Annotated in this window: 15 protein-coding genes and 1 riboswitch; of the genes, 13 read left to right on the forward strand and 2 right to left on the reverse strand. The window is 44.4% G+C overall.

Annotated features, from left to right (window positions below):
• Nucleotides 1-78: 78 nt before the first annotated feature.
• A complete protein-coding gene (locus ACFSYC_RS14225; protein WP_377128952.1) occupies nucleotides 79-852 on the forward strand; it encodes an MBL fold metallo-hydrolase in 774 nt (257 codons plus the stop codon).
• Nucleotides 853-927: 75 nt separating this feature from the next.
• Here ACFSYC_RS14225 and ACFSYC_RS14230 read toward each other — a convergent pair whose 3' ends face one another.
• On the reverse strand, nucleotides 928-1,338 hold the full coding sequence (locus ACFSYC_RS14230; RefSeq protein ID WP_377128955.1) for a response regulator: 411 nt from the start codon (nucleotides 1,336-1,338) through the stop codon (nucleotides 928-930).
• A 238-nt stretch (nucleotides 1,339-1,576) separates the two neighbouring features.
• On the opposite strand from ACFSYC_RS14230, the gene ACFSYC_RS14235 reads away from it, so the two are divergent.
• The 4 genes from ACFSYC_RS14235 to ACFSYC_RS14250 all read left to right on the forward strand — a co-directional run bounded on the left by ACFSYC_RS14235 (nucleotide 1,577) and on the right by ACFSYC_RS14250 (nucleotide 3,621).
• Complete coding sequence (locus ACFSYC_RS14235) at nucleotides 1,577-2,008, forward strand: MerC domain-containing protein (protein ID WP_377128958.1); 432 nt, start codon at nucleotides 1,577-1,579, stop codon at nucleotides 2,006-2,008.
• Between the two features lie 103 nt (nucleotides 2,009-2,111).
• Nucleotides 2,112-2,540 carry a Fur family transcriptional regulator gene (locus ACFSYC_RS14240; protein ID WP_377128961.1) on the forward strand — a complete coding sequence of 143 codons (429 nt, stop codon included), beginning with the start codon at nucleotides 2,112-2,114 and terminating at the stop codon, nucleotides 2,538-2,540.
• 22 nt (nucleotides 2,541-2,562) lie between these two features.
• Complete coding sequence (locus ACFSYC_RS14245) at nucleotides 2,563-3,384, forward strand: N-acetylmuramoyl-L-alanine amidase family protein (protein WP_377128964.1); 822 nt, start codon at nucleotides 2,563-2,565, stop codon at nucleotides 3,382-3,384.
• Nucleotides 3,385-3,420: 36 nt separating this feature from the next.
• On the forward strand, nucleotides 3,421-3,621 hold the full coding sequence (locus ACFSYC_RS14250; protein ID WP_377128967.1) for a hypothetical protein: 201 nt from the start codon (nucleotides 3,421-3,423) through the stop codon (nucleotides 3,619-3,621).
• Between the two features lie 24 nt (nucleotides 3,622-3,645).
• On the opposite strand, the gene ACFSYC_RS14255 is transcribed toward ACFSYC_RS14250, so the two are convergent.
• A complete protein-coding gene (locus ACFSYC_RS14255; RefSeq protein WP_377128970.1) occupies nucleotides 3,646-4,080 on the reverse strand; it encodes a hypothetical protein in 435 nt (144 codons plus the stop codon).
• 128 nt (nucleotides 4,081-4,208) lie between these two features.
• A riboswitch (Fluoride riboswitch) is annotated at nucleotides 4,209-4,274 on the forward strand.
• Nucleotides 4,275-4,317: 43 nt separating this feature from the next.
• Between ACFSYC_RS14255 and ACFSYC_RS14260 the strand changes: the two genes are divergently transcribed.
• From ACFSYC_RS14260 to ACFSYC_RS14295, 8 genes are all read left to right on the forward strand, one after another.
• On the forward strand, nucleotides 4,318-5,649 hold the full coding sequence (locus ACFSYC_RS14260) for a voltage-gated chloride channel family protein (RefSeq protein ID WP_377128973.1): 1,332 nt from the start codon (nucleotides 4,318-4,320) through the stop codon (nucleotides 5,647-5,649).
• 145 nt (nucleotides 5,650-5,794) lie between these two features.
• Nucleotides 5,795-6,172, forward strand: coding sequence for a transmembrane 220 family protein (locus ACFSYC_RS14265; RefSeq protein ID WP_377128975.1), 378 nt, complete (start codon nucleotides 5,795-5,797; stop codon nucleotides 6,170-6,172).
• Nucleotide 6,173: 1 nt separating this feature from the next.
• Nucleotides 6,174-7,007, forward strand: coding sequence for an EboA domain-containing protein (locus ACFSYC_RS14270; protein WP_377128978.1), 834 nt, complete (start codon nucleotides 6,174-6,176; stop codon nucleotides 7,005-7,007).
• A 12-nt stretch (nucleotides 7,008-7,019) separates the two neighbouring features.
• Nucleotides 7,020-8,006 (forward strand): TatD family hydrolase, encoded by a 987-nt coding sequence (locus ACFSYC_RS14275; protein WP_377128981.1) that lies wholly within the window; start codon nucleotides 7,020-7,022, stop codon nucleotides 8,004-8,006.
• Between the two features lie 3 nt (nucleotides 8,007-8,009).
• A complete protein-coding gene (gene eboC / locus ACFSYC_RS14280) occupies nucleotides 8,010-8,900 on the forward strand; it encodes a UbiA-like protein EboC (protein ID WP_377128984.1) in 891 nt (296 codons plus the stop codon).
• Between the two features lie 131 nt (nucleotides 8,901-9,031).
• Nucleotides 9,032-10,198 (forward strand): 3-dehydroquinate synthase, encoded by a 1,167-nt coding sequence (locus ACFSYC_RS14285; RefSeq protein ID WP_377128987.1) that lies wholly within the window; start codon nucleotides 9,032-9,034, stop codon nucleotides 10,196-10,198.
• A gap of 48 nt (nucleotides 10,199-10,246) precedes the next feature.
• On the forward strand, nucleotides 10,247-11,452 hold the full coding sequence (gene eboE / locus ACFSYC_RS14290; protein ID WP_377128990.1) for a metabolite traffic protein EboE: 1,206 nt from the start codon (nucleotides 10,247-10,249) through the stop codon (nucleotides 11,450-11,452).
• Between the two features lie 9 nt (nucleotides 11,453-11,461).
• Nucleotides 11,462-12,808 carry an alkaline phosphatase family protein gene (locus tag ACFSYC_RS14295; RefSeq protein WP_377128993.1) on the forward strand — a complete coding sequence of 449 codons (1,347 nt, stop codon included), beginning with the start codon at nucleotides 11,462-11,464 and terminating at the stop codon, nucleotides 12,806-12,808.
• Nucleotides 12,809-12,816: the final 8 nt, after the last annotated feature.

Raw genomic sequence — 12,816 nt, forward strand, 5'->3', positions numbered from 1 at the left:
TAGTAAGCGTTTAAGTAAAAGTTTATATATTAATAACATTTCTACATCTGCATTCAGTACATCTGCACATCATAAAACATGAAAATTTTTCCCCTTGGCGAAGGTTCTTACTCTGTAGACGCCTCAAAGAAATTTATCCCGTTTAACCCACAGGTTGATAACTTCCGCGACCGGCCGGGTTCGCTTTTTATCCATGTTAACCCTTTCCTGATACAAACGTCAACAGACCTGATTTTATTTGATGCCGGGCTGGGATATAAAAATACAGCAGGCGATTTACACCTGCACCAAAACATCCGCAATGCTGGTTTCGACCCCGAAGATGTAACACTGGTGCTGATGTCGCACCTGCATTATGACCACTCGGGCGGGTTAGTAGTTGAGCGAAATGGCAAGTTTGAGCCAAGTTTCCCCGCTGCCGAACACGTTATACAACGTGGGGAATGGGAAACTGCCTATAGTGGCAGGTCCTCATCATACCATACCGATATATTTGATGTGCTGCAGCGCTCGGCACAATTAACATTTGTTGAGGGTTCGGGCCAGTTCCGGTCGGGCATCTCTTATGAGCTATCGGGCGGACATTGCCAGTATCACCATGTTTATCATGTAGAGGATGCCGGCGAGAAATGTTTTTTTGGTGGCGATGAATTGCCTGAGCCGGAACAATTGATCCGGCGTTTTAAAGCCAAATACGATTACGACCCGCAAAAAGCAATGGACCTGCGCGAAGTGTATGGCAAAAAAGCTGCTGCCGAAAACTGGACCTGCCTTTTTTACCACGCCAAATCGTCGCCGGTGGGTACCATTGCTTACAATGGCGATCATTTTACAATAACACCGGTAGTGTAGTTGCAGATCTTTAAATAAAAATAGCGACAGGTTTTTGCCCGTCGCTATTTTTGCTTAGGATATGTTTCAGGTGGGTTAGTTCGCTGCAAACATCTCTTTTATTTTCTCAACGCTCAACGGTTTCGAGATGAAGTTTTTAACCAATGGGTATGAGCGTGCTTTATTAATATCGTTGCTAAATACTGATGATGATATAATGTAGATCTTGCTTTTACCCAGCGGGTCGATATTTAATCGTGTATATTCATCTAAAAATTCCCAACCATTCATTATCGGCATGTTAATATCCAATAAAATAAAGTCGGGCAGTAATGATGGATCGTGTTTTTGTAACTCCACAAGCTCTTCAATAGCAAACCTGCCATTTAAACAGGCAGAGATCTTACTTTCGTCTAAAGCCTTTTTTATTAGTTTAATAGATATGAAATTATTGATCTCATCATCATCAACTAATAAAATACTTACTGGTTTGCTATCGGCGGTCATATGTAGAGCTTATACGGGATATTTTAAAAAAAGTTATATTCCTATATGTTGTAACAGCATAAAAAACAAAAGTGTTTTATTTAGGATGAATATACAAGCAATATTGCAGAAACTTTATACAAAGAAACAATAAAATAGTTATAGCTGTCATTTCTTTTCTTTTTGCGACATGTGTCAGCTAAGTATAATTTTGGAGAAAATAAGATGCAATAATGTTGCATTGATGTATATTTGCACAATGGTTTCAAAAAAGCTGGGCTCAAGGTTAGACAGGATTGGGATGACGGCATCAACAATATGCGCGTTGCACTGTGCCTTTGTGCCAATTTTGTTAACCTTTTTACCATTAGCAGGCGTTGGGTTTTTAGCCCATCCGTTGTTTGAGGTAGCAATGATTATTATAGCGTTGTTGCTGGGCGTTTCATCTATCTTTCTATCATACTTTCGCACACACCGCAGGGCATTGCCCATGTTACTGTTGCTTATAGGCTTCGCTATGGTTGTATTAGGCCACCTGTATTTAGGCGGCTGGATAGAAATGGTAATTGTGCCGCTGGGAGGGTTAACTATAGCTTTTGCCCATTTTGTAAACTTTAAATATGTTGGCGTTTGCAACAACAATGATCATTTTTTCCATCTAAAACATAATCACCCCAAAAGGCATTTGTAGCCTGCTGGCCAAACGCACCCCGCTAAACCAACCCTATCACCTTTAGTCAAACCGAGAGTTTAGTATAAACTCGCTATTTCTTGCTATTTTTGCACATCAAATCATGAGTATTAACCAGCACTTTGAGCATTTACTAAAAAAGCATCAGCTTAAACGCACCGAGGCGCGCTTGCGTGTGCTTAATTTACTGGTGAATAAAAAGACAGCTACATCGCAGCCCGATCTGGAAAGTGTTATTGGTGATGTTGACCGTGTTACCTTATATCGAATTTTAAATGCTTTTGAAGAAAAAGGCATTATCCATAAAGTATTTGACCTTAACGGAACGGCTAACTACGCCATTTGCTCTGACAATTGCGACGAGCATAACCATAACGACGAGCATTTACACTTTAATTGCACTAATTGCAAAAATGTATACTGCCTTGATGAGCTGGATATGCCACCCATTGTATTGCCAAAAGGTTTTAAATTAGAACGTTTAAGCTTTAGCGCTACCGGCCTTTGCCCAAAATGCGATAATAATAATTAATGCCCCATTGCTACAAGTTTGAATGAAAATGCCCCATCGTACCTACCCATATACCTTTAATGCAGTATTAGTGAGCTTTGTGATTTTTTTAAGCGCGTTTACTAATCCGCAGGATAGCGTAGCTCAGGGTGCTTTTAAATTTAAAACAGTAGTTATTGATGCAGGGCACGGGGGTAAAGACCCGGGTACACATGGGCTGCATGCAAACGAAAAAACCATAGCCCTGCAAATTGCCAGAAAGCTGCGTACTGCTATCCAAGATCAATTACCGGGTGTTACTACCGTATTAACCCGCAGCGACGATACTTTTATTCCGCTGGACCGCCGTGCGGGCATAGCTAATGAGAAAAATGGTAATCTTTTTATCTCTATTCACTGCAATTCATCGCCAGAGGGCACAGCTTATAGTACCCATAAACAAAAAGGCACCATGATGCTGGTGTATGGTTTCCACAGGGTTAAAGAGCAAATAGAGGCCATTCGCGAAAACGCGTCTATCACCCAGGAGAAAGACTATAAAACTAAATATCAAAACTTTGACCAGAACGATCCTGTAAACCGTATTTTACTAAATGCATACCTGCAAAAATACCGCAAGCATAGCATTTTGTTCGGCGACTTGCTGAACCAGGAATTTAAAGGCGAGGGCCGGCAAACGGTAGGTGTTAAAGAGCAGGGTTTACTGGTACTGGCTCATAGCGCTATGCCTGCTGTAATGATTGAGACCGGCTTTATTAATAACCCTGCCGATGAGGCATATCTGATGTCGGACGCCGGGCAAAATGAAATTGTATCGGTTGTAGTTAAGGCGCTTAAACAATTTAAATTAAAAACAGCGGGGTAATAGCCTGCTGATAAATATAATAATAACCACACCTCCATGCAAGAATTTGATAAAGGCATAGCGCAAATAGCCGCTACCAACGCCAGCGAAATTAACGGCGATTTAAATGATTATTTCACGGTATCGACCCGCGAAGACGGAACTTTCAAGATAAAATGGGAAAAAGCCATATCAACCCATATACGCCACAAGGTTACTGCCTTAGTGAAACAGCATTATGCAGCGGCGAAAGCTTAGTTTTAGGCAACTGTTGAAGCTGGTTTATTTTGAGGTTGTATCAAACGGATCGCTTTTAGCTTTTTTCCAACGCTCATCCATAGGTAAACCATTTAATTTGGCCACCATAACCATGGTGTCTTCATTGTCAAAGCTAACTTTGGCCAGGTAGTTGCCACCGGCTTTAACTTGCGGCCCGCTCGAGTAAATAATGCGTTCGGCATAATTGCTGTCAATTAAAGTATAGGTACCTAAAAAGCTTGTTGTTATAACTTTGGTTTGCAAGTTTATCTCTAATACGGTAAAGTGTGTAGGCGTGTAAAGCTTGTAGCGCTTAATACCATGTATTTGTGGCACCACGTTATTGCCGTTATATGAAAACTCGCTCAGCTCCCAAGTGCCAATAAGTTTGTCAGAGTTTAGCTGTGCTTTAACAACAAAGCTGCTTAATACTATTAAAAGGGTGGCCAGATATTTCATATTGGTAAGGTTTATGACAGTAATTTTAACTGTAAATTTCCGTCAATCAAAATTTCCAGTCAAAATATTTTGAGCCGTGTATCTATGGGTTCATACCTATTGATTGTTAAAAAAATATACATAACTTTGAACATCACGGAAATGGTGTCTTCCGATTTAACCGCCCTAAAAAAGCTGATGGCGCCTACAAAAACTAATTAACCCGTAGCACTAGCTGCGCTTATTTTTTTGTAGGACATGGCCATTTTCAAATTCTTCTCCCCGTCTTTTTTCATTACCCTTAAGCGTTTATTACGCTGCTCGCTGATAGCGGTGCCTGTTGCTATTGCTATAGGTAGCGCCGTAGCCTTGTTTATGTGGATGCTCAATTGGGCCATCCATTACCGGTTTACCCACCCTTGGTTGCTTTACTTTTTGCCCCTTATTGGCGTTGTTATTTACTACGCTTACAAATACTGGGGCGCCACAGCCGATAAAGGCAATAACCTGATTATGGACGAGATTCACCGGCCCGGCGGCGGTGTACCCAAACGTATGACGCCTCTGATTTTAATAGCTACAGTGATAACGCACCTATTCGGCGGTTCGGCAGGGCGCGAAGGTACCGCGGTGCAAATGGGCGGCAGCCTGGCGCATGTATTTACACGGTGGTTTAAATTAGACGCTAGCGAAACTGCCGTTATTTTAACCGCCGGTATAGCGGCAGGCTTTGGGGCGGTATTTGGTACGCCGCTTACCGGCGCACTGTTTGCCATGGAGGTTTTAACACTGGGCCGTATACAATATAATGCCTGGCTGCCATGTTTAGTGGCGGGTATAGTGGCCGACCTGACCTTTACTACCTGGGGGCTGCACCATACAGCCTATCACATCACAATAGAAAAAGCCATCCCTCATCTTTATCGCGATTATTTCCCTTTCGAAGGTTTATTATTCGTCAAAGTAATTATAGCGTCCGTAGCTTTTGGTATGGCTAGCTGGTTGTTTGCCATATCCGTTCATGGGGTAAAAGATGCCTTTAATAAATTCATCGCGCCTAAATGGGCCATACCGGCCTTGGGTGGTGTAATCATTATTGCACTCACATTCATTATTGGCAAGCCCGATTATTTGAGCCTGGGTGTTGATGCCGAGTATCCCGGCGCAATTACTATCCAATCGGCTTTTAACCCCGGCGGCGCACATACCTGGAGCTGGCTATGGAAAACCATTTATACTACCATTACACTGGGCACCGGCTTTAAGGGTGGCGAGGTTACACCGCTATTTTATATCGGCGCTACGCTGGGCAACACTTTGTCTGTGTTGATGGATGCACCCGTTGGGCTTTTTGCCGCGTTAGGCTTTATAGCAGTATTTGCAGGGGCTACCAATACGCCCCTTGCATGCACGCTAATGGGCATAGAATTGTTTGGTGGCGAATATGCTTTGTTCTTTGCAGTGGCCTGTTTTACGGCTTACTTTTTTAGCGGGCACGGTGGTATTTACGCATCGCAACAAAAAAATACAGTTGACTTTACCGGGCAACGATATGTCAGCCGCAAACTGAAAAGATACTTTATAAGGTAACCCCCACCACCTGTAAGCGCTTTTTTACACAATACTTATATTTTAATGGATTTTTTACACGTTTGAAATGTAATTTTACGGGCAATGATGCAAATTATAGTTTGCAGATAAACCTGTAATTTTCTTTCTTCAAAAAATTTTAACCATGATTGTCTTTATCATTATAAATGTAATTTTTTGCATCTCGTTTTTAGGCTTTGCTTATCTTAACTTTGACGATAGCGACTGGTACCTTTGGGTGCCCATATATGTAGCTGTAGCCGCATGCTGCGGCCTGGCTTGCTTCAGCATGTATTATCCCAATGTTTATTTAGGGTTGACCGCATTTTACCTGATCTATGCCGTTAAACTTTTCTTTGAAAAAGATGGTGTTAAAGACTGGATAGTGAAGTACCGTACCCCAAGCCTGGTTGAGTCCATGAAAGCCGAAAAACCTTTTATTGAAAACACCCGCGAGTTTTTTGGCTTGCTGATTATATCAGGGGCCTTGGTTATAGACTACTTTGTGGTAATAAATTTATAAGGTGACAGCGCTGCAATCTATATTAAAAGTAATTATACGGGCCAATACCACTAATACGGTAATGGACTGGCTTGACGAAACGCGACCGCTAAATACGGCTTTCGCCGTTACGCCACGTAAAACGGGTAAAAGCATTATTACAGTAACTGAAGAACAGGTTCACCAATTAGATACACTAGCTCCCGGTTTTACCGTCGAGGGTTGGAGTATCGATCGATTGATACGCGTTTACCTGCTTGTAGGTGCTGATAGCCGCGATAAAGAAGCCTATTTTGGTGTTGTCGAGAATCTGTTTTTAGCCGCAGAAATGGGTGAGCTGGTTTCCTTATACTCGGCCCTGCCCGTATTGCCTTATCCCGAATTATGGGTTAAGCGCTGCGCCGAGGGTATCCGCAGCAACATCGGCGATGTGCTGGAAGCCATTATGTACCACAACCCTTACCCGGCCAAACATTTAGAACAAGCTGCCTGGAACCAATTGGTGTTAAAAGCTTTTTTTACGGATAAGGATATCAATAAGATCATAGGCATTGATGAACGCGCCAATCAAGACCTGGCCCATATCATCAGTGATTACGCGCACGAGCGGTGGGCCGCGGGCCGCGAGACCAACCCTAAACAATGGCGTTTGGTTGGTCCGTTTTTAGATGATCAGTTTTTTGCGGATATCAAGAAATTGTTTGAGGATGGTAAATTGGTTGACCGCAAAGCTGCCGCGCTGGCCATCAGCCAATCAAACTATCAACCTGCAAAAGCGTTATTAGATAAATACCCTGAGCTGATAGCGGCTATACAAAATAATGAACTAAGCTGGGATACCCTGACCGGCCAATAAACAGAGAAAGATATGTGTTGTACCCACTCGTTTGATGAAGTAAAAAACGAACCGCTTTCGCCACCCATAAGTTTGGATGGCATAAAGGGCATGAAATTTTTCGATCCGCATGTACACATGACATCGCGCACTACCGACGACTACCAGGCCATGGCCGACGCTGGTGTTGTAGCGCTGATTGAACCTGCCTTTTGGCTGGGCCAGCCCCGCACCGGGATAGATACCTTTAGAGATTATTACGCCAGTTTAATAGGCTGGGAGCGCTTCCGCTCGTCGCAGTTTGGTATTAAGCATTATTGCACCATCGGCCTAAACTCGCGCGAAGCCAATAATGAAGCTTTGGCCGAGCAGGTGATGGAGATCTTGCCGTTATTTATCTACAAAGAAGGCGTAGTAGGCATTGGCGAAATTGGTTTTGACGACCAAACCCCTGCCGAAGAAAAATATTACCGTGCACAGCTTGAATTGGCTAAAGAAGCCGGACTACCCGTACAGATACACACCCCGCACCGCGACAAAAAGGGCGGCACCAAACGCAGCATGGACATTGCTTTAGAGCATGGCCTTGACCCACGCATGGTCATTGTCGATCATAATAATGAAGAGACGGTAAAAGATGTGCTCGACCGTGGTTTTTGGGCGGCATTTACTATCTATCCTTTCACCAAAATGGGTAACGAGCGTATGGTGGAGATAGCTAAGCAATACGGCTCAGACCGCATCATGATAAACTCGGCAGCCGACTGGGGTATCAGTGACCCGCTGGCTGTGCCTAAAACCGCAGCGTTGATGAAACTGCGCGGCATCAGCGATGCTGATATCGAACTGATTACCTATGGTAACGCCATCACAGCGTTTGCGCAAAGCGGCCAGATTGACGAGGCTGATTTTGCTACAGCAGGCAGCACGATAGATCAAAGCCAGAAGTTTGAAGGCAACACCATTTTGCGCGGCGGCCAACAGCTTCGCATAGATAAATCGTCTATCATTATAGGCTAAAACATGGCAGGCAAGCTAACCGTATATTTAAGGCTAATGCGGCCGGCAAACATCGTAACGTCGGTTGCCGATGTGCTGGCTGGTATCGCTATATCCGGCTATTTTTTCAATCTAAAATTTGAGCCAACCAGCTTTTACCCGGTAGTATTGTTATGCTTGTCAACCATGGGCCTTTATGGTGGCGGCATTGTTTTTAATGATGTTTTTGATGCCGAGTTAGATAAGAAGGAGCGCCCCGAACGCGCCATTCCCAGCGGATTGATCAGTTTGAGGGAAGCCGCATTTTTAGGTGCCTTTTTATTATTGTGGGGTATTGGCTTTGCTTTTTCTTACAGTAATTTGGCTGGTTTCATTGCTATCGCTATCGCTTTTTTCGCGCTGCTATACAACAAGGTTAGTAAGCATATTAAGTTTATTGGTCCGCTTAATATGGGGTTATGCCGTGGGCTTAATTTATTGTTGGGTATCAGTGTTATTGTGCCCATGCTTACGCAGTTTTATTACCTGGCGGCGGTGCCCATCATCTACATTTTCTCTATCACCATGATCAGTCAGGGCGAGGTGCATGGAGGTAATAAGCGCAATCTTTACATAGGCGGAGTATTATATGCTACAGTGATATTGGCCATCTTGTATTTCTCTATCAGCCAGGCGCAATCAATGGCTATATTATTCCTGCTACCTTTTGTTTGGATGATATTTACACCGCTTATAAACGCTATAAAAAACCCCGTGGGACCAAATATTGGTAAAGCCGTAAAAGCAGGCGTAATATCATTGATACTGATGGATGCCGCATGGGCCGCCGCTTTTGGTAGTATGTGGGCAGGTATGTTTATTGCCTGTTTGCTGCCGCTATCAATGTGGTTTGCTAAGGCTTTCGCGGTAACGTAAAATCCCTGATGTAGAGACGCAAAGCATTGCGTCCCTACAATATGCCATTCCAACCCAACCTCAATTTTTCCGTCAAATTTTGGATAGATAAAGGATATTCACGTTATGTTTAGGATATTCGCTAATTGATTATGGAATATTTACAGCAGTCGTTTAGTGTAAAGTTTGAATACAAGGTCTTTTTTACATCCGGCCTTTTTGAATTAGCTAACACAGGTATTAATGATTTTTTACAGGCCGATTCGACATCAGCCTCAGTAAAAAAAATACTGTTTGTGGTCGACGAGGATGTATTAAAAGCCACGCCCCACCTTGCTGATAAAATCCGTAGCTACTTTGCTATTCATACAGCGGCGCAGCTGATCCCTGAAATTGTACTAATGCCCGGTGGCGAAACCGTTAAAATTGACGAAAGCCACTTTAGCAAAATGCTGGATGTTATCCATCAATACGCTATAGACCGCCATAGCTACGTTGCTGCCATTGGTGGCGGGTCGTTACTAGACATGGTGGGTTATGCCGCCGCAGTGTCGCATCGTGGGGTTAAACATATCAGGATACCCACTACAGTGCTGTCTCAAAACGACTCGGGCGTTGGGGTAAAAAATAGCATCAATTACTTTGGTAAAAAGAACTTTTTAGGGACGTTTGTTCCGCCGGTGGCGGTGTTTAACGACGATCAGTTTTTATTAACCTTAAGCGACCGCGATTACCGCTCAGGCATTGCCGAAGCCATTAAAGTATCGCTGATAAAAGACGCCACATTTTTTGAATGGTTGGAGCGAAATACAGATGCCCTGGTGGCCCGAGATATGGACACCATGAAATACCTGATAAAGCGTTGCGCCGAACTGCATTTGAACCACATTGCCGGGCTTGATCCATTTGAAAAAGGCTCATCCCGCCCGCTGGACTTTGGCCATTGGAGCGCGCATAAACTGGAGCAGTTAACCAATTTTAAAGTGCTGCACGGCGAGGCTGTAGCCATGGGCATAGCCTTGGATACGGTTTATTCAAACCTATCCGGCCGCCTTACAATAGCCGAAACCCGGCGGGTTATCAATTTGATAAAAAAAATAGGCTTTGAAATAACACACCCCTTTTTAGAAGTTAGCGGCAAAGACAGCCCGATACTGATAGGCCTGCAAGAGTTTAGAGAGCACCTTGGCGGTGAGTTAACCATTATGCTGCTTGAACAAATTGGAGTTGGTGTTGAAGTGCATGAGATGGATGCGCAATTGATTAAACAAGCAGGTGACGCTTTACGGGGTGAGTATGCGGGCGTTAGCGTCGGCTAAATAACGCGGTACATTCACCCGGCATACAATGCCAAAACATAAATACCTATGCAACTATCTAACGGACATTTAACCTACTGTACAAACATTCACCCCGGCGAGGACTGGCCGTCGCACTTTTTAGCGCTGCAGCAAAATTTCCCGGGGATTAAGGCGCAGGTCTCGCCAAGTCAAGCTATGGGGATAGGCCTGAGATTGTCTAACGTCGCTGCAGTGGAATTGGAGCAGGGAGACAACATCGCGCAGCTTAAACAATGGCTTACTGATCATGATGCCTACGTGTTTACCATGAATGGTTTCCCCTACGGTGAATTTCATAACACCGTGGTGAAAGATCAGGTGCACGCACCCGATTGGACAACTGATCTGCGGGTTAACTATACCCTGCGCATGTTCAGGACATTAGCGCAGCTGCTCCCGGTGGGTATGGATGGCGGCATCTCTACATCGCCACTAAGCTATAGGCATTGGTTTACTACCGAAAGTGATTTATTAAAGGCTGCAAATACAGCTACAGATAACATTGCAAAGGTTGCCGAAGAGCTGATTAAAATATACCGTGAAACGGGTGTAGTACTACACCTGGACATTGAGCCTGAACCCGACGGGATATTAGAAACCGGCAACGAATTTATCCAGTGGTACGAAGAGTTTTTGTTGCCCCGTGCGCTTACCCGCGTAAGCAGGACGTTTGATCTGCGCGCCAGCGAAGCGGAGCAACTGATAAAACAACACATTACCTTGTGCTATGATGTTTGCCACTTTGCCATAGGTTATGAGCCGCACCAGCGCGTTATTGACGAGCTGGAGGCTAAAGGTATCAAGGTGGGTAAAATACAGATCAGCGCCGCTTTAAAGGCCGACTTGCCCGAAGGCGCAGGCACCCGCCAATCAATCAAAGAATCATTCGAGCGTTTTGACGAGCCTACTTACCTGCACCAGGTAGTAGCCAAAATAACTGGCGGTAACGTTATCCGCTACGCGGATTTGCCAGAGGCTTTGGCGGATATTGAAAACCCGTTAGTTAAACAATGGCGGGCGCATTTTCATGTGCCGATATTTACCGAAGATTACGGACCGGTTCAATCTACTCAATCGGATATTGTTGAGGTGTTAAAGATCCAAAAAAACAAACCATTTACTAACCACATGGAGGCCGAAACCTACACCTGGACGGTATTGCCTGATGAGAAAAAACTGCCTATTGGCGACTCGATAGCACGCGAATTGAACTGGGTTAAAGAACAATTATAGATAAAAACTATGAGAAAGACAGTTGTTATAGACGTTGTAGGTTTGTCGAAATCAGTAATTGGCGAGCATACCCCTTTTCTACAGAAATATATAGCCGAACGGCACCTTACCACCATTGAACCTGTACTGCCTGCCGTTACTACTTCGGTACAGTCAACCTACCTAACCGGCAAATGGCCGGCAGAAAACGGTATTGTTGGTAACGGTTGGTATGACCGTGTTGATTCGGAAATAAAATTCTGGAAACAGTCAAACAAACTGGTTATTGGCGATAAGATCTGGGATAAGGCTAAGCACGAAGATCCGTCGTTCACCAGCGCCAATATGTTTTGGTGGTACAATATGTACTCAACTGCCGACTACGCGGTAACCCCTCGCCCTCAATATTTGGCCGATGGCCGAAAGGCGCCTGATTGCTACTCGCAACCTGCGGAACTGCGCGATACGTTGCAGGAGAAATTGGGCCAGTTTCCGCTGTTTCAATTTTGGGGACCGGGCGCTAACATTAAATCCACACAATGGATAGCCGATGCGTCGATGATTAATGACGACCTGCATAACCCCACGCTAACCACCATCTATTTACCGCACCTCGATTATTGTTTACAAAAATTTGGTCCGGATTTTACCAAAATACAGAAAGAATTACAGGAAATAGACACGGTTTTAAAGCAATTAATCGAGTTTTACCAGGCAAAAAATGCCGAAATAATTATATTATCCGAATACGGCATTGCCCCGGTTAACAACCCGGTGCATTTAAACCGCCTGTTCCGCGAGAATGGCTTGTTACAGATAAGGATAGAGAACGGCCTGGAGTTGCTGGATGCAGGTGCGTCGAAAGCATTCGTAGTTGCCGACCACCAGATAGCACATATCTACATCAATGACTCATCGGTAACCGAACAGGTAACCGCCTTGCTGAAAAATGTAAAAGGCGTAGAACTCGTACTAGATCGCGCGGCCCAAAAGAAACACCACATAGACCATGAACGTGCGGGCGATATCGTGGTGGTAGCTGACGAAAAAAGCTGGTTTACCTACTACTTTTGGCTCAATGATGCTGTAGCGCCCGACTATGCCCGCTGCGTAGACATCCACAAAAAGCCAGGTTATGACCCTGTCGAAATGTTCATGACCTCAAAGGCCCGCGCTGCCTATAAACTGGCCCGCAAGCTGGCCGGTTTCCGCTATGTAATGGACGTTATTCCGCTGGATGCAACGCTGGTTAAAGGGTCCCACGGGCGCGCTAATGTTGCTGATGAATACAAAGCAATATTGATTACTGATGAGGTGGAGACGAATGTGCAGCCTACGGATGTATTTGATATTATTTGGAAGAGTTTACAGAAGTAGGGCGCAAA

Source organism: Mucilaginibacter antarcticus, assembly GCF_042686155.1.
Classification (GTDB): Bacteria; Bacteroidota; Bacteroidia; order Sphingobacteriales; family Sphingobacteriaceae; genus Mucilaginibacter; species Mucilaginibacter antarcticus.